This is a genomic window from Hydrogenophaga sp. GW823-FHT04C09 (genome assembly GCF_058796355.1).
This window is the reverse complement of sequence record NZ_JBXAIO010000003.1, coordinates 166,805-182,466: the sequence shown is the minus strand read 5'-3', so window position 1 is coordinate 182,466 and position 15,662 is coordinate 166,805. Positions and strand designations below refer to the sequence as shown.

Sequence of the window (15,662 nt, the reverse complement as noted above, 5' to 3'; positions counted from 1 at the left end):
CGCCCATGACGGCGCCCTCCCGTTTGCTGCAGCAGTGCTTTCAGGAAGCACTCTCTGGCGCGCCCGACATGCTGGCGCGCTGCGCCGACTCGGCCATCGCCAGCCTGCAGGCCGCGGAAAAAGCTTCCAAGGAAGTCGCCCAGCGCGACCGCCTCGCGCTGGCCTGGTGGGGTCTGTTGCAGAACAAGATCCAGTGGGGACGCAGCTTCTCGCAGCACCTGCGCGATGCCCTGATGGCCTCGCCCGAGATGAACAGCTCGCGCCCGGCCCTGCTGTCCGAGTCCTCCCTGCTGTCGCTGGTGGAGGACGACGCGGTCAACGAGTCGCTCGAATCGGCCCGGCTGGTGCACAGCCTCATGCCGGTGGTGGAGCAGCAACTCGGCGTGCTCGATGCCCTGATGAGTTCGGTGATCGGCCTGCAGACGGTGCAGGCCGAGCGCAACCCCATGCGGCCCTCGGTCTTCGTGCGGGCGCTGCGCGAGCTCATGGCCTCGGCCGAGTCCGAGCCCGAGGTGCGCGCCCTGTGGTTGCGGCACATGGGCGACGCGCTGGCCCGCGAGCTGCAGAAACTCTACGAGCGCGTGGCGCTGATCCTGCAGCGCGCCAACGTGCAGGAAGCCGGCTACCGCGTGCGGCTGGTGGAAGAGTCGGGCGCGTCCACCCGATCCGGCGGCCTGTCCACGCGCTCGGGCAACCTGGGCACGTCGTCCCGCGCGGCCGGGCTGGGCGTCCCGCCCAGCAGCCAGTGGCAGGACGCCGGCGACACCGGGGGCAGCGGCCACCACGCGCCGGGCTGGGCCAGTGCCGATCCGCTGCCATCCATGCAGACGCTGGCGCGCATGCAGCCGGGTGAAGACCACCAGGTCTTCCATGACTTCCTGAAGCAGGGCGGCAAACACTTCGACCGCCACCTGACCCCGGACTACTACGAGCAGGTGAGCGAAGAGCTCGCCGCCATCGAGGCGTTTGCCGCGATCCCGGTGCTCGACGAGTCCATGATCCTGGAGCAGCAGACGCAGTACCGCGACCTGCCGGTGGTGGACCGGCCGGCGCGCGAGATCGGCATCTCCAGCCAGCTCAGCCACAAGGCCTGGGGCACCTACGCCGCCGCGCACGAGCGCTCGCGCGTGCTCATCCACCTCAAGCAGAAAGCGCAGCGCGTCAGCCAGGCCGTGGGCCTGGACCTGGTGCGCACGCTGGTCAGCCAGGTGGCGAGCGATCCCTTGCTTCTTGGGCCGGTGCGCGAATCGGTGGTGGCGCTGGAGCCGGCGCTGTTGCGCCTGGCCATGGCCAACCCGCGCTTCTTCAACGAAGACGAACACCCCGCGCGGCGCCTGATCGAGAGCGTGGCGCAGCGCAGCTTCAAGTTCAACGACGAGTTCGCGCCCGAATTCGACAGCTTCTTCCAGCCGGTGCAGAGCGCGTTCAACGAGCTCAATGCCACCGCCACCCGCGACCCCCAGCCGTTCGCCGACGTGCTCACCGAGCTGCGGCAGGGCTGGGAAGCGCAGGACCAGAAGGAACTCGCGCTGCAGGACAACAGCCTGCAGTCCATCCGCTATGCCGAAGAGCGGCAGGCCATGGCGGACCAGATCGCCTGGGACCTGAGCCAGCGGCCCGACGTGGACAACGCGCCCGGCGTGATCCTCGATTTCCTCTACGGCCCCTGGTCGCTGGTGATCGCCTCGGCCAAGCTCAACGAGCCGGACGAGGCCGACCCCGGCGGCTACCGCAAGGTGGTGTCCAACCTGCTGTGGAGCGTGAAGAAGGAAGTCACGCTCAAGCGGCCCAAGGAGTTGTTCGCCATGGTGCCGGGCATGCTCGCCACGCTGCACGCGGGGCTGGACATGCTGGGCAAGACGCGCGAGGAAACCAAGCCCTTTTTCGATGCGCTGATGCGCCTGCACCAGCCGGTGCTGGGCCTGCGCCGCGCGCGCATCCGCGCCGACGCGAGCCACTCCGGCCTGCCGCCGATGGAGAACTCGGGCGCGATGCCCCTGGAGGAGGTGCCTTCCTCCATGTCCATGGACCTCGACGAAACCCTGCCCGCCACGCCCGAGCAGCGCAAGCCGAAGCCGCGCGCGCAGCCCTGGCTGGGCAAGCGCGAGCTGGAAGCCGCCGGTTTCGAGGACACCATGCCGACCGATTACGGCGACCTCATCGAAACCCAGGTGCAGGCCCGCGCCAGCGAGGACGATTCGCAGGCCGCGGCCCTGGCCGAAGAGGGCGAACTGGAAGACATCAACGCCGCCGCTACGCTGGTGGGCCTGCACGAAGGCGACTGGGTGGACCTGTATTCCCACCGCGAGTGGCTGCGCGCCCAACTCATCTGGGCCAGCAGCAAGGGCACGCTGTTCATGTTCGTGAGCCGGGGAGGCCGGCCGCATTCGATGACCAAGCGCAGCTGCGAACGCCTGATCGCCAGCCGCCTGTTGCGCCCGGTCAATACGCAGCAGGGTGTGGTGCAGAAGGCGCTGCAGGCCATGAAAAAGGCCGACCCCGCCGCCTCGTCGAGGTCGGCGGAGTCGGCCGCGGCCTGACGGCCGTCGCCGTTCACGGCCCCGCGTTCCAGCGGCGCACCACGATCTGCGTGCCGGTGGCGGAGAAGAGCTGCGCCCATCCGAGCACCGCGTGGCCTTGCCCGTTCATGGCCAGGGCCGGGGTGTACGACGGGTCGGTGTAGGTTTCCACCACCTCCGCCGTGGACCAGCCGCTGCCCGGCGTCAGGCGCGACACCGTGACGTTGCTGCCCACGGGATCGACCCAGGCGACCATCGCGCGGTCCGCGCTGTCCACGCCCACCACCGGCAGGCTGTCCCAGGTGCCGCCGTTGGCGCTGCGCAGCGTGGTCGGGCCGCTGAAGGCCACCGCCTGCGGGGCGGCCGCCGCCGCGTTCAGCGATTGGTCGGCATCGCCCCAGACCACCACCGCCGTGCCCGCCGCGTTCATGCGCAGCACCGGCGTGCTGACGAAGCCTTGCGTGTTGGGCACGGCTGGTGCCACGGTGCCCACCGCCGGTTGCCAGGCGCCGGCATTGAAGCGTTTGAACCAGATGGCGTTGTTGCCGGTGCCGCCCGCGATGTCGAGCTGGCCCCAGGCCAGCAGGCCGTTGCCACCGGCATCGAGCGCGAGGTCGTGCCGGCCCAGGGTCTGGAAGGCGCCCGCGTCGGTCACGATGGCGGCAGCGGTTCCCCAGCCCGCGCCCACGGTGAAGCGGTTGCCCCAGAGGTCACCGCCGCCGCCGGAGCGCTTCCACACGGTCAGTGCGTCGCCGGCGGGCGTCACCGCCACCACGGGGTCACCGTCCACGCTGCCGACCACCTCGTTGGTCTCGATCAGCTGCGGCGAACCCCAGCCGCTGCCGGGCGTGTAGCGGTTGGCGTGGATGCTGAAGCGCGTCGCCGGGCCGATCTGCGACCAGACCGCCACCGCGTTGCCGCTGTGGTCCGTGCCCACGCTGCTCACGCCGACCATGCCCGCGCCACTGTCCACCACTGCGGCGGCGCCCCAGCCGGTGGTGGGGTCCAGCGGCCTCGCATGCAGGTCCACCGTGGGGCCGGCCTGGATCCACAGCAGCATGCCGCGCCCCGTGGCCGCGTCCACCGACAAGCGCAGTTCGCTCACGTTGCCAGTGTTGCTCTCCAGCCGCTCGGGCGTGGACCAGGTGCCTCCCGAGACCGAGCGGCTGCTCCAGACGTGGTGCTCGGTGGTGCCCGGGTTCAGCTGGCGCCACACGGCGGTGGCCCGGCCCGCGTCGTCGATGGCCACCACCGGCGTCGCCGCGCCCGCGCCCGCCAGGTTCACCAGCTCACCCCAGCCCGCCTGGCTGGGCGCTGCCTTGAAGGCGGCCGCCACGGCTCGCGCCGCGCTCATCGTCACGTCGCAGCTCAGGGCCTGGTTGCGGCAGGCGCCGCTCCAGCCATCGAACACCTGGCCCGACGCGGGGCTGGCCGTCAGCGTGACCAGGGTGCCGGCGTTGAACTGGGCCTCGCAGCTGCTGCCGCAGCTGATGCCCGCCGGTGACGAAGTCACATCGCCGCTGCCGGTGCGCGTGACCGACAGGTCGAAGCGCGTGGCCGTGGTGGCCACGAAGGTGGCCGTGGCCGAGCGCGCCTGGTCCATCGACACGGTGCAGGTCAGCGCCGCGCCGCTGCAGGCGCCGCTCCAGCTGGCCAGTTGCTGCCCCGCCGCCGGTGTGGCCGTCAGCGTCACCGCGCTGCCGGTCGCAAAGGGTGCGCCGCAGGCGTCGTTGCAGTCCAGCCCGGTGGGCAGTGAGCTGATGTTGCCGCTGCCCACCACGGTCACCTCCAGCCTGCTGGTGTCCGGAGCGGGAGCGGGGCTGTTGCCACCACTTCCACTGCTGTTGTTCGAGCCTCCACAGGCGCCCAGCACGGCGGCCACCGCCGCCAGCACGGACAGCCGTGCGATCGTTCCTTGCCATTTCATTCATGTGCTCCATGGTTGTACATGGGGCGGATGCTAGGAACGAAGGGCGCGCGGCTCCATAGCACCATCGGGCAGGGCGATGCGCGCGCGCATCACCTGCCCGAAGGTGCTGTTCCCCGCCGGGGAGGTCCTGCCTAGCATGGGTTCGCGGCAGACCTTGCCGTCACCACCTCACTCTTTCAGGACAGGAGAACCCATGCACTCACCCAGACTCTGGGTACCCACCCTTGCCGCGCTGCTGCTCACCGCCGGTTGCGCATCGATGGCCGTGACCGACGAGGCCATCGTCGACCGCACCGCCTTTGCGCTCGGCCTGGAGCGAAACGCGTTCACCGTGAGCAACCGCGTCGACGAGGGCACCACCACCCGCTACGCCGTGCGCACCAAGAGCGGCCAGGAATACGGCTGCTTCGTCGGCGGGTCCTTCAACGTGCTGGGGCGCTCGGTGTCCGAGGCGGTGTGCAGCCGCAAGGGCGCGCCGCCCGCGCGCAACCCCCTGTTGCGCTGAGCCCTTCCTCAGTCGGGCTGCGGCGCCTGCTCCCTGGCGAACACCTGACCGAGGAACGCGCGCAGCTGCACCGGCCGCACCGGCTTGACCATCACCGTCAGGCCGGCGTCCTGAGCCAGCCGCATGTGAGGGCTTCCGGCGTCGCCCGTCACCATCACGGCGGGCACCTCGTCACCCAGCAGCGCGCGCACGTCGCGCAAGGCGTCGATGCCGCTGGCACCGTCGGGCAAGCGCAGGTCCACCACCAGGGCATCGGGCCGGAACCCCGTCCGGATGTGGCCCAGGCTGGTGGCCGCATCCGCCGCCGAACGCACGTCGCAACCCCACGAGCGCAACAGGCCCGTGAGCGCGGCGCGCGCATCGGCGTCGTCCTCGATCACCAGCACGCGGTGGCCGGGCAGCAAAGCCTCTTGGGCGCCCGGCTCGGGATGGGCCGTGGCGCTCATCGTGACTTCGTCCATGGCCACGCGCCGCAGCTTCAGGGAAAACACGCTGCCCTGGCCGGGCGCCGAGCGCAGCACCGACACATCCAGCGACAGCAGGTCGCTCAGGCGCTTCACGGTGGCCAGGCCCAGTCCCAGGCCCAGGTGGCGGTCGCGGGCCGGGTTGCCCACCTGGTAGAACTCCTCGAAGATGCGCGGCAGGTCCTCTTCATCGATGCCGATGCCGGTGTCTTCCACATCGAGCCAGACGTGGCTTTCGTCGCTTGTCAGGGCGCAGGCCACCCGCACGGCGCCGCGCTCGGTGTAGCGGATGGCGTTGGAGACCAGGTTGCTCAGCACGCGGGCCAGCAGGGCGCGGTCGCTGTGCACTGCGAGTCGGCCCACATCGATGTCCAGCCGCAGGCCCTTGGCCAGCGCCAGCGGTTCGTGGGGCCGGCAGCACTCCCGCACCAGATCGTCCAGCGGAAAACTCGACCAGTGCGGCGCCATGTGGCCCACGTCGAGCCGCGTGATCTCCAGCAGGTCGTCGATCACCTCCGCCATGCCCTCCACGCACTCGACCAGGTGGGTGGACACCGCGGTCACGTCCACCTTGTGGCCCTGTTCCAGCAGCGTCTGCGACAGCAGGCGCATGGCGTGCAGGGGCTGGCGCAGGTCGTGGTTGGCGGCCGCGAAGAAACGGGTGCGCGCCGCGTTCGCCTCTTCGGCCACGCCGCGCGCGGTTTCGCTGCGTTCGTTCTCTCTTTGCAAGGCGACGATCAGTTCCTCGTTGCGCTGGCGCTGGACGTGGATCTCGCGCAGGGCCAGCGACTGGTTGCGACCGCTGACCAGGGCGTACACACCGATCAGGAACACCAGGAACGCCAGCACCGCGTGGTACGGGTTGGCCGTCCACAGGTCGCGCAGGATCAGCGGGCCGAGCACCAGGCCCACATGGGCGATCAGCGTGAGGCGGAAGCCGGGCAGGCGCACCGAGCCGCCCATGGCGATCGCCACCAGCGTGATGTGCAGGATGGACTCCGCCTGGGGCGGCCCCGGGGTCAGCAGGACCACGCTCAGCAGGCCCCACAGCGCGGCATGCACCAGCGTGCTGCTCAGCCACCAGCGGATCCGGGGGGCCGAGCGCGGCACGCGGTACACGAACAGGGACGCCACCAGCCTCTGCGTGCTCACCGCGCAGAAGGCGACCAGCCACCAGTCAAGGCGCGAATCGGTCTGCGAGTCGGCGAACTGCAGGTAGCAGATCAACGCGCCCAGTGTGCTCAGGAACCACACCGCCGGGGTGGTGCGCACCAGCCGGTTGATCTGGTCCATCTCCAGCGCGGTCGGGCCCGGGGCGCTGGTGGGTCGGTCCATTCAGATGAGGCCCGAGTCGCGTGCCAGCACCAGCAGGTGCGTGCGGTTGCGCGCGCCCAGCGCATCCAGCAGCGCGGTGACGTGCAGCTTCACGGTGCGCTCGGCAATGCCCAGTTCGTGCGCAATCTGCTTGTTCTGCTGGCCCCGCGCGATCAGCAGCAGCACCTCGAGCTGGCGTGCCGTCGGCCCTGGGGTGGTGGTGGTATTCGCGGGCACCTGGCTGGTGGATGCCGTCGGGAGGAAATGTTCGCCACCGCCGACGATCTTCTCCAGCGCGGCGAGGATCTCGGCGATCGGCAACGACTTGCCCAGAAAGCCCGCGGCGCCGGCCGTGCGCGCCTGCGCCAGCAGGTGCCGGTCTTCCTGGCCCGAGATCAGCACGCGCGCGACCAGCGGGTGGTGCGTGCCGAAGCGCCGCAAGCCGGCCAGCCCATCGTCGCCCGCCAGCCGGTAGTCGATCAGCACCACATCCAGCCCGGGCCATTGCCGGGCCAGCGCCAGCCCGTGTTCCAGGTGCAGCACCGCCCGGGCGTCGATGCCTGGGCGCAGGTGGGTGAGGGCGTGAACGAACCCGACGCCGAACATCGGGTGGTCATCGATGAGAAGCAGGTTCATGGGCGTGTCGATTCTGGGCCCGCCATGCACTTTTGGGCACTGCCCTAAGGGGCAGGTCACCGCCTTTCGGGAATATCGCCACGGATTCTTGACATACTCGAGAACCCCTCAATCGAATGCGGAAGAACCCGGATGCGCGCCAGAAAGGAAGCCGACTCGCCCTTCAAGGACTGGATCGCCACCGCCTCGGTGCGCGCCAAGCCCTCATTGACCGACTTCGATCTGTCCGGCAGCGCGGGCGAGTTCAGCAGCGTGCAGTGGTTCGTCTTCGGCCAGACCGACGAACTCATGTCGCACCCGGCGCTGCGCCACCTCGACATGGCCCGGCGCAACCGCCTGTGCGCCGCGCGGCTGGTGCATTTCCTGGACGACATGGCGCTCACCGAGCACCGCATCGTCAACGTGGCGGCTCAGGTCATCGCGGAAAACCGCCTGCGCGCCTTCGTGCCCGAAGCGCTCGCGCTCGACGCGTTGAAGCTGTACACCGACGAGGGCTACCACGCCTACTTCACGGCCCACGCGAGCCGCGCCATCCGCGAGGTGTTCGCGCTGGAGGCGCGCGACGAACCCAGCCTGAAGATCTCGGCCATCGAGGCGCTGGCGGCCCAGGTGCCGGCGCAGCGGCGCGACCTGGCCTGGTTCATGGTCGGCTTCGTCGGCGAGACCATGATCACCAAGGCCATCGTCGACGTCATGCGCGGCACGGCGCACACGGCGGTGCAGGGCATGCTGCTCGCGCACCTGGAAGACGAGTGGGTGCATGCGAAGTACTTCGCCCACCTGTTCGAGCGGATCTGGCCCCGGCTGGACGGCAACAGCCAGGCCTTCTTCGGCCGCCTGCTGCCCGACGTCATCGCGGCCTTCCACACCTGGGACGACGGCTTCCATCGCCGCCTGCTGGGCGATGCCGGCCTGGATGCCGCCGCCACCGAACGCGTGCTGAGCAAGGTGAGTGGCGAGGGCCTGCGCCACGCGCACATGCGCAGCCGCTGCGGCAACACGCTCCAGGTGCTGGAGCGCTGCGGTGTCTTCAAACACGACGCGCTGCGCGCGCTCTTCGTCCAGCGCGGCCTGCTGGACCGCGACCGCGCCTACTGAATCAGCGCCGGCGGTGGCGCAGCAGCCGCAGGCCGTTGAACACCACGAGCAGGCTGCCGCCCATGTCGGCGAACACCGCCATCCACAGCGTGGCCTCACCCACCACCGCGAGGCTCAGGAACACCACCTTGATACCCAGGGCGAGGGTGATGTTCTGCCACAGCACGGCCTTGGTGGCGCGGGACAGGTCGATGAACTCGGCGAGCTTGCGTGGGTCGTCGTCCATCAGGGCCACGTCGGCCGTCTCGATCGCGGTGTCGGTCCCCGCGGCGCCCATGGCAAAGCCGATGTGGGCCTGGGCGAGCGCCGGTGCGTCGTTGATGCCGTCGCCCACCATGCCCACCACCGTGCCGCCGGCCGAGAGTTCCTGAATCGCCTTGAGCTTGTCTTGCGGCAGCAGCTCGCTGCGCACGTCCTCGATGCCGACCTGCCGCGCGATCGCCTCGGCCGTGTGCCGGTTGTCGCCGGTCAACATCACCGGGCGAACGCCCAGTTGCTTCAGCTGCGCGACGGCCTCCACGCTTTCCGGGCGCACCTGGTCGGCGATCGCGAAGATGGCGATGGGCACCTTGCCGCGCACCAGCACCACTGCCGTCTTGCCCTGCGCCTCCAGCGCGTCCAGCTTCGCCTCCAGCTCGGGCGAACACGCCGCCGATTCTTCGACCAGGCGGTGGTTGCCCAGGCGGTAGCGCTCGTTCGCGATGCTGCCTTCGATGCCGCGTCCCTGCAGCGCCTGAAAACCGGTGACCTCCCGCAGGGTGCCGGTGCCGCGCGCGGCAATCGCCTTGGACACCGGGTGGTCGCTGCGCCCGGACAGCGACACCGCCAGCGCCAGCACCTCGTCTTCGCTGCCCTGCAGCGCCTGCACGTCGGTCACCACCGGTCGGCCCTGCGTCAGCGTGCCGGTCTTGTCCAGGGCCAGTACCTTCAGCCGGTGGCCTTGCTCCAGGTACAGGCCGCCCTTGACCAGGATGCCGCGCCGGGCGGCGGCGGTCAGCCCGGACACGACGGAGATCGGCGTGGACAGCACCAGCGCGCAGGGGCAGGCGATGACCAGCAGCACCAGCGCCCGGTAGACCCAGGTGAGCCAGTCCGCGCCCGTCAGCAGCGGCGGTAGCACCGCGATGGCGATGGCCACCGCAAACACGGCCGGCGTGTAATAGCGCGCGAAGGTGTCCACGAAACGCTGGGTCGGCGCGCGGCTGGCCTGGGCCTCCTGCACCGCGCGGATGATGCGGGCCAACGTCGAGTCGTCGGCCTTGGCCGTCACCTGGTAGAGCAACTCGCCGTTCTGGTTGATGGTGCCGGCGAACAGCTTGTCGCCGGCCTGCTTGTCCACCGGCACGCTCTCGCCCGTGATGGCGGCCTGGTCCACCGCCGAGGAGCCGGAGGTGACGGTGCCGTCGAGCGCGATGCGTTCCCCCGGGCGCACGCGAACGGTCGCCCCCAGCGCCACCGTGGCCGCCGGCACCTCCCGCCAGGCCGAGCCCTGCTGCACCGTGGCCATCTCGGGCGCCATCGCCATCAGGCCTTCGATGGCGCGGCGCGCGCGGTCCAGCGATTTCTCTTCGATCATTTCCGCGATGGCGAACAGCACCATGACCATCGCCGCTTCGGGCCACTGGCCCAGGATGGCGGCGCCCGTGACCGCCACCGTCATCAGGGCGTTGATGTTCAGGTTGAAGCGGCGCAGGGCGACGAGGCCCTTGCGGTAGGTGTCCAGACCAGCCAGGGCAATGGCGCCCAGCGCGAAGGCTACCGCCCCGAACGAGGCATCGCCATAGGCCAGCGCCACCACCTCAGCCGCCAGCGCCAGCACGCCACCCACGGCGAGCTTCCAGGGCGAGGTGTCGTTGGCGTGCGTGTGGCCAGGCCCTTCCTCGTGGTCATGGCCGTCCTTGTGGTCGTGTTCATGGTCGTGGTCATGCGCCGCATGGCTGGCGGGCGCGGGGGGCGCCGCATCCACCGTGCGGATGCCGATCGACGCCAGGCCCTTGCCCTGGGGCGCCGCGCGCCCCGGGCGCACCTCGAAGCCCGAGCGGGCCGCCGCCGCGAGCAGCTCGGGCTCGGGAATCGCGCTGTGCTGGATGCGCACCGATCGGCGGATGAAGTCGGGCGCCACGTCGTGCACGCCGTCCACGCGCCGCAGTTCCTTTTCCACCAGGTTGAACTCGGCCGCGCAACACATGCTGGGCACGTGCAGCACGGTGGACTCGGCGGGGCTCGGTGTCAGGGTTTTGTCGCTCATGGGCTGATTTGAAACCCTGGAGCCGCTGGAGGGTCAAGCCTGCCCTTGTCGGCTGGCTCCTACAGCGGGCGGCGGGTTGTGCCGACAGGCCGGGCTGGCCGCCGCTGGGATCATGCGTTCAAGCCAACAACGCATCGAGGAGACTTCCATGAACCGCAACGCCGCCTACCTGCCCGGCAACCGTGACGACTCCTGGTTCGGTTTTTTCTCCAACGCGCTGATCTGGCTGCTGTTTGCGGCCGCCGGCTTGTTGCTCATGTGGTTTGTCTCGGTGTTGAACGACGTCACGCAGCGTGGCGAACAGCGCCGCCTGCAACAGCGCACCACAGGTTCGCTGATCCTGGCCGACGAGGCCGAGCGTCGGAGCCGGCCCGTGGCCGCCGTGCTGGCGGCAAGCACCGAGGCCTCCACCCTGCGCTGAAACCTCGCCGTCCAAAAAACAAGGGCCCGACATGCGGGCCCTTGTTTCATCACACCGCGCTGCGGTGCCTCTCGATGCAGGTCTTCAACACCTCGTCGTGATCGCGCTTCCACCAGTTGCCGGTGGAGAAGATCTCCACCTCGCTGAAGCCGGCGAAGCCCTGCGCTTCCACCCAGCCCCGGATGCGCGGGATGTCGATCACGCCGTCGCCCATCATGCCCCGGTCGTTGAGCAGGTCGGTGGTGGGCGTGAGCCAGTCGCACACGTGGAAAGCCAGCAGGCGGTTCTTGCCCGCGCGTTCGATCTGCGCCTGCAGCTTGGGGTCCCACCACACGTGGTACACGTCCACCGCCACGCCGATCGCGCCGGTCTGGCCCGGGTCGAGCGCGTCGCACACGTCCAGCGCCTGCTCCATGGTGTTGATGCAGGCGCGGTCGGCCGCGTACATGGGGTGCAGGGGCTCGATGGCCAGCGGCATGCCGTTGGCCTTGGCGTACTCGAGCAGCTCGGCAATGCCTTCGCTCACCTGTTGGCGCGAGCGGCCGATGTCCTTGTGCGCGGCCTGGCCGGCCAGCGCGCCGGGCAGGGCGCCGACCACCAGCACCAGGCAAGGTGCGTTCAGTTCACAGGCCTCGTCCACCGCGCGGCGGTTGTCGTCGCGCGCGGCCTGCAGCCCGGCGGCGTCCACCGCCGGGAACATGCCGCCCCGGCAGTAGCCCGAGAGCTTCAGGCCGAGCGACTTCACCTGGGCCGAGATGGTTTTCAGCCCGACGGCGGCGACCTGGTCCCGCCACGGTGAGATGGCCGGGATGCCGTGGCGCGCGCAGGCGTCCAGGATCTGATCGAGCGGCAGGTCCTGCCCCCGGCTCTTGCGCACCGTGGCGGTGTTGAGCGAGAGCCAGCGGTGGTCTTGGGAGAAGTCGCGCATCGATCAGGCCTCCACGCCATGCAAGGCCAGCAGCGTGCCCATGCGGCGCACGGCCAGCTCGGGCTGCTCCAGCAGGTTGGCCGCATCGGCCAGGCGGAACAGCTCGGCGAAGTGCGGCAGCGAGCGCGTGCTCTGCTGGCCACCGACCATGGTGAAGTGCGACTGGTGGCCGTTGAGCCAGGCCATGAAGACCACGCCGGTCTTGTAGAAACGCGTGGGCGCGGCGAAGATGTGGCGCGACAGCGGCACCGTGGGGCCGAGGATGTCGTGGAACTTCTGCAGGTTGCCTTGCGCAAGTTCGCCCAGCGCGGCGCTGGCGGCGGGGGCGATGGCGTCGAAGATGCCCAGCAGCGCGTCGCTCTGGCCGTGCGTCTTCTCGGCGCCGAAGCCGTCACCGGCGATGAGCTCGGCGTAGTTGAAGTCGTCGCCGGTGTACATGCGCACGCCCGGGGGCAGGCGGCGGCGCATCGCGATTTCCTTGTCCTTGTCGAGCAGGGAGATCTTGATGCCGTCCACCTTGTCCGGGTGCGCGGCGATCACGGCCAGCGCGGTGTCCATGGCCTTGTCGGGGTCGTTGTCGCCCCAGTAGCCCTTGAGCGCGGGGTCGAACATGTCGCCCAGCCAGTGCAGCACCACGGGCTGCTTGGCCTGGCTCAGGATGCGGTCGTACACGCGCTCGTAGTCGGCCGGGCTTTTGGCCACGCGCGCCAGGGCGCGGCTGGCCATCACGATCAGCTTGCCGCCGAGCTTCTCGATGGCGGCCATCTGCTCTTCGTAGCCGGCGATGACTTCATCGACCGTCTTCACGTTCTCCAGCACGAGGTGGTCGGTGCCGCAGCCCGACGCCACCAGCGCGCCGGGCACGTCCTTGGCGGCGTCGAGCGAGCGGCGGATCAGCTCCAGCGAGGTGGGCCAGTCCAGGCCCATGCCGCGCTGCGCGGTGTCCATGGCCTCGGCCACGCCCAGGCCGAGCGACCAGAGCCGCTGGCGGTAGGCGATGGTCGCGTCCCAGTCCACCGCGCACTGCAGCCAGGGATCGATGGCGGCGAGCGGGTCGGCCACCACGTGGGCGGCGGAGTAGGCGATGCGGTTGAACTTCACGCCCGGCGCGGGCTTCACCGGGGTGGTGCCGCGCAGGGTGTAGGCCTCGACCTTGCAAGAGGCGTTGGGCAGTTTCAGGGACAGTGCCATGGCGTCAGACCTTCAGCGCGGGCACGTCGATCCAGCGGCGTTCCTTCCAGCTGTCCAGCGCGGCTTCCACCAGCTGCACGCCCTTGGCGCCTTCGGGCAGCGTCCACGTGTAGGGCTCGTTCTCCACCACGTGGCGGATGAAGTGTTCCCACTGGATCTTGAAGCCGTTGTCGTACACCTGCGTGTCCGGCACGTCCTGCCATTGCTCGGAAAAGTTCATGGTCTGCTTCACATCCGGGTTCCACACCGGGCGCGGCGTGTTCACGCGGCTTTGCGCCTTGCAGCCGGTCAGCGTGGCGACGGCGGAGCCGTGCGTGCCGTCGACGTGGAAGGTCACGAGGTCGTCGCGGTTCACGCGGGTGGCCCAGCTCATGTTGAGCTGCGCGATCACGTTTTCGCCGTTGTGGCCGGTGAGTTCGGCGGTGGCGTAGGCCGCGTCGTCGGCGGTGCACTCGTAGGGTTTGCCGGCTTCGTCCCAGCGCGTGGGGATGTGCGTGGTGCCGATGCACGAGACCGATTTCACTTCACCGAACAGGTTGTCCAGCACGTAGCGCCAGTGGCACATCATGTCCAGGATCATGCCGCCGCCGTCTTCCTTGCGGTAGTTCCAGCTCGGGCGCTGGATGGGCTGCAGGTCGCCTTCGAACACCCAGTAGCCGAACTCCAGGCGCACGCTGAGCATGCGGCCGAAGAAGCCGGCGCGGCGCAGCATGTCGAGCTTGCGCAGCCCGGGCAGGAACAGCTTGTCCTGCACGGCGCCGTGCTTGAGGCCCGAGCTCTGCGCCAGGCGCGCGATCTCCACCGCCTCGTTGAGGTTGGTGGCGATCGGCTTCTCGCAGTACACGTGCTTGCCGGCGCGGATGGCCTTGGCCAGCAGGGTGGGGCGCATCTGCGTGGTGCCGGCGTCGAAGAAGATGGTGTCGCTCTTGTTGGCCAGCGCGGCATCGAGGTCGGTGCCCCAGCGCGGGATGTTGTGGGCCTTGGCCAGCGCTTCCATCTTCTCGGCGTTGCGGCCGACCAGGATGGGGTCGGGCATGACCCGGTCGCCGTTGGAGAGCGTCACACCGCCTTGCGCGCGGATCGCGCAGATGGAGCGGATCAGATGCTGGTTCATGCCCATGCGTCCGGTCACGCCGTGCATGATGATCCCGAGTTGTTGAACGGCCATTGTCGAATTCCTTCTCTTCGCTTTGAAAACCCCGGGGCCGGGGTCAGTTGGTCACTTGCAGGCCGGCGGCTTTCACCAGCACGGCGTTGCTCTTGATTTCTTCCTTGATGTAGGCATCGAACTGCTCGGGCTTGAGCGTCCAGGCATCGGCGCCCAGCTTGAGGAAACGTTCCTTCACTTCGGGCGTGGCCAGGGCCTTGACGACTTCGTCGTGCAAGCGGTTGACGACGTCGCGCGGCGTCTTGGCCGGGGCCATCATCCCGATCCAGAAGTTGAATTCGGAGCCGGGCACGCCGGCTTCGGCGGTGGTGGGCACATCGGGCAGGGCGCTGGCGCGGCGCGGCGAGCCCACGGCCAGGGCCAGCAGCTGGCCTTCCTTGATCTGGCCGATCACCGGGGCGATGGGCGAGAAGTAGTAGTCCACGCGGCCGGCGAGCACTTCGGTGACGGCCTCGGCGGAGCCCTTGAAGGGGATGTTCACCGCATCGATCTGCGCGGCCATCTTGAACTTCTCGGCGTTGAGGTGGGTGGCGCTGCCCTGGCCGGCGGAGGCGAAGTTCATCTTGCCGGGGTTGGCCTTGGCGTTGGCCACCAGCTGCGGCAGCGTCTTGAGGTTTCGGCTTGGCGCGATCACCAGCACGTTGGGGGTGGAGGAGATCGGGGTGACGCCAGCGAAATCGTTCACCGTGTCGAAGGACAGCTTGGCGAAGGTGGAGGGGCTCACCGTGTGCGAAGACGAGTGGATCATGATGGTGTAGCCATCGGGCGCGGCCGTGGCCACCGCCGCCTGGCCGATGGTGCCGCTGGCGCCGCCGCGGTTGTCCACCACGATGGGCTGGCCCATGCTCTGGCTCATCTTGTCCGTGATCGCGCGCGCAATGATGTCCGTGGTGCTGCCCGCGGCGAACGGCACGATCACGCGGATGGCCTTGTTCGGGTAGGCCTGCTGCGCGGCGGCGGGCAGGCTGGTGGCGAGAGCGAACGCGGCCAGGGCGGTGGCGTGAATCAGTTTCATGCTTGTCTCCAGTGAAAAAGGGCTGGTTGTTGGTTTAATTCACCAATCAGTGAATAGCGGAAATTATAGAAGCGGTCGCGAAAGATGCGCAAGCGAAGATTGCGGGCATCGCATTCAGGGTTTTCCCTTGGTTCTACGGGCGTCGGCGCGCCCGACCGCGGCTCGGCCCCCACAGCCACGGCGGTCTGCGGTGAGCCGCAGACCGTTTTCAATTAACCATTCAGT

The 15,662-nt window shown here is 69.2% G+C and carries 12 protein-coding genes; 4 read left to right on the top strand and 8 right to left on the bottom strand.

The window, feature by feature from the left end:
• The first annotated feature begins 5 nt into the window (after positions 1 to 5).
• Positions 6 to 2,540, top strand: coding sequence for a DUF1631 family protein (locus tag AC1Q9M_RS09915; RefSeq protein ID WP_492433572.1), 2,535 nt, complete (start codon positions 6 to 8; stop codon positions 2,538 to 2,540).
• Between the two features lie 13 nt (positions 2,541 to 2,553).
• Here AC1Q9M_RS09915 and AC1Q9M_RS09910 read toward each other — a convergent pair whose 3' ends face one another.
• Positions 2,554 to 4,446: an InlB B-repeat-containing protein gene (locus AC1Q9M_RS09910; protein WP_492433570.1), complete on the bottom strand. Its 1,893-nt coding sequence runs from the start codon at positions 4,444 to 4,446 to the stop codon at positions 2,554 to 2,556.
• A 196-nt stretch (positions 4,447 to 4,642) separates the two neighbouring features.
• On the opposite strand from AC1Q9M_RS09910, the gene AC1Q9M_RS09905 reads away from it, so the two are divergent.
• Positions 4,643 to 4,954: a hypothetical protein gene (locus AC1Q9M_RS09905; RefSeq protein ID WP_382320382.1), complete on the top strand. Its 312-nt coding sequence runs from the start codon at positions 4,643 to 4,645 to the stop codon at positions 4,952 to 4,954.
• A gap of 8 nt (positions 4,955 to 4,962) precedes the next feature.
• Here AC1Q9M_RS09905 and AC1Q9M_RS09900 read toward each other — a convergent pair whose 3' ends face one another.
• On the bottom strand, positions 4,963 to 6,753 hold the full coding sequence (locus tag AC1Q9M_RS09900; protein WP_492433568.1) for an ATP-binding response regulator: 1,791 nt from the start codon (positions 6,751 to 6,753) through the stop codon (positions 4,963 to 4,965).
• Positions 6,754 to 7,368 carry a LuxR C-terminal-related transcriptional regulator gene (locus AC1Q9M_RS09895; RefSeq protein WP_492433566.1) on the bottom strand — a complete coding sequence of 205 codons (615 nt, stop codon included), beginning with the start codon at positions 7,366 to 7,368 and terminating at the stop codon, positions 6,754 to 6,756. It abuts the gene before it with no gap.
• Positions 7,369 to 7,500: 132 nt separating this feature from the next.
• Here AC1Q9M_RS09895 and AC1Q9M_RS09890 point away from each other — a divergent pair, with 132 nt between their 5' ends.
• Positions 7,501 to 8,466 (top strand): diiron oxygenase, encoded by a 966-nt coding sequence (locus AC1Q9M_RS09890; RefSeq protein WP_492433565.1) that lies wholly within the window; start codon positions 7,501 to 7,503, stop codon positions 8,464 to 8,466.
• Position 8,467: 1 nt separating this feature from the next.
• Here AC1Q9M_RS09890 and AC1Q9M_RS09885 read toward each other — a convergent pair whose 3' ends face one another.
• Positions 8,468 to 10,714 carry a heavy metal translocating P-type ATPase gene (locus AC1Q9M_RS09885; RefSeq protein ID WP_492433563.1) on the bottom strand — a complete coding sequence of 749 codons (2,247 nt, stop codon included), beginning with the start codon at positions 10,712 to 10,714 and terminating at the stop codon, positions 8,468 to 8,470.
• Between the two features lie 148 nt (positions 10,715 to 10,862).
• Between AC1Q9M_RS09885 and AC1Q9M_RS09880 the strand changes: the two genes are divergently transcribed.
• Entirely contained in the window at positions 10,863 to 11,135 is a 273-nt protein-coding gene (locus tag AC1Q9M_RS09880; protein WP_444686825.1) for a hypothetical protein, read from the top strand.
• A gap of 49 nt (positions 11,136 to 11,184) precedes the next feature.
• On the opposite strand, the gene AC1Q9M_RS09875 is transcribed toward AC1Q9M_RS09880, so the two are convergent.
• Genes AC1Q9M_RS09875 through AC1Q9M_RS09860 form a run of 4 tightly spaced genes read right to left on the bottom strand, consistent with a single transcriptional unit; the run spans position 11,185 to position 15,437 of the window.
• The gene (locus AC1Q9M_RS09875; protein ID WP_492433560.1) at positions 11,185 to 12,063 is read right to left on the bottom strand and encodes a sugar phosphate isomerase/epimerase family protein; all 879 of its coding nucleotides are present in this window, start codon (positions 12,061 to 12,063) and stop codon (positions 11,185 to 11,187) included.
• Positions 12,064 to 12,066: 3 nt separating this feature from the next.
• On the bottom strand, positions 12,067 to 13,254 hold the full coding sequence (locus tag AC1Q9M_RS09870) for a dihydrodipicolinate synthase family protein (RefSeq protein ID WP_492433558.1): 1,188 nt from the start codon (positions 13,252 to 13,254) through the stop codon (positions 12,067 to 12,069).
• 4 nt (positions 13,255 to 13,258) lie between these two features.
• A complete protein-coding gene (locus AC1Q9M_RS09865) occupies positions 13,259 to 14,422 on the bottom strand; it encodes a Gfo/Idh/MocA family protein (RefSeq protein WP_444686823.1) in 1,164 nt (387 codons plus the stop codon).
• Positions 14,423 to 14,465: 43 nt separating this feature from the next.
• Positions 14,466 to 15,437, bottom strand: coding sequence for a tripartite tricarboxylate transporter substrate binding protein (locus AC1Q9M_RS09860; protein ID WP_382157008.1), 972 nt, complete (start codon positions 15,435 to 15,437; stop codon positions 14,466 to 14,468).
• Positions 15,438 to 15,662: the final 225 nt, after the last annotated feature.